The sequence below is a fragment of the Sphingobium chungbukense genome, assembly GCF_001005725.1.
Classification (GTDB): Bacteria; Pseudomonadota; Alphaproteobacteria; order Sphingomonadales; family Sphingomonadaceae; genus Sphingobium; species Sphingobium chungbukense.
In genome coordinates, this window is record NZ_LBIC01000016.1 from 1 (window position 1) to 1,277 (window position 1,277).

Consider the following 1,277-nt stretch of genomic DNA (forward strand, 5'->3'; position numbering starts at 1 on the left):
AAGAACCGTCTGATTTCGGCATGATGGCGACGTGAAGGCGCGCAAATTGACGGTGAGCCCCGGTTTTTGGGTGCTGATCCGCTGATTTCCGTGTCGGAACCGGCTGCAGGGGCCGGTTTTTGCGTCATGCGGGCGCAGGACGCCCCTCAAGCCAGGCAAGACGCTGGAAGTTATAGGCCAGGTTGGCCATCCCGATCTTGATGCGGGCGCGGGCGATGCCGATGGTCCGCACGACCAGCCCCATGCGGTGCTTCTGCCCGGCGAACAAGTGCTCGACCGCCGAACGCACGGCGGATCGTTTTGCATTGGCCCTGGCGATGCGTTCGGGCATCGGCCGGCGCGGCAGCTTCTTCTGGTGGATGTGGCTGGTGAACATCCCCTTGGCGAGGAACGCCTCGTTCTTCTTCGACCGGTAGGCCGTGTCCGCCCAGACCCCCGAGCCGGTGTTGTCCTTGCTGACCACATCGGGCAGTCGTGCACCATCGTGAGCATTGGCGGCGCTGGCGTCCCAGGTACGGATCAGACCATGGGTCCTGTCGATGCCGATGTGGTTCTTGTAGCCGAACATCGGGATAGCGAGGTCGACCGGCTTGAACGCCTTGGGATCGGCGCCTTCCTTCACCTTGGCCTTGGTGTACTTGACGCTCCAGCGCGCGTCGCGATCCTTCTGGCGGAGCTTGGCGGGTTTTACTTGACAGGCCTCGGGAACGCACCCCTCCTTGATCGCCATCTTCTCCACTTCGGTATTCCGTTGTTTCGGCGCCGGCACGACCGTGGCATCGATGATTTGGCCGCCCATGGCCAGATAACCCCGATCGGTCAGCGCGGCATCGAAGCGGGCGAACAGCCGGTCGATCGCCCTGGCCTTCACGAGGCGCTCGCGGAACAGCCATACCGTCGTCGCATCCGGCACCGTGCCGTCGAGCCCAAGGCCCAGGAACCGCTGAAACGACAGCCGATCCTTGATCTGAAACTCGGTTGCCTCGTCTGACAACGAGTACAGTGCCTGCAGAACCAGGATCTTGAACATCAGCACAGGGTCGAACGGCAGACGTCCGCCCTTGGCGCGCGGGGCGCGTCGCAGGGCGGCGACCAGCGGTCAACGGAAAACCTCGAAGTCAACGACGGCCGCCAACCGCTCCAGCGGATCGCCCGCTGCACTCAGCGCCTCGTACTGGTTCGAAAGATCAAAGAAACCCGGCTGTCCCGCCATTACCGCCTCCGCTGTCGCGCAATGGCAGTGAATCAGTTCAGGCCGCTATGCACCAGAGGTTTTT

Annotated in this window: 1 pseudogene; it reads right to left on the reverse strand. The window is 63.0% G+C overall.

The features are described 5' to 3' along the window. Positions 1-124: 124 nt before the first annotated feature. Positions 125-1,213: pseudogene (locus YP76_RS23735) on the reverse strand (IS5 family transposase). Positions 1,214-1,277 lie beyond the last annotated feature (64 nt).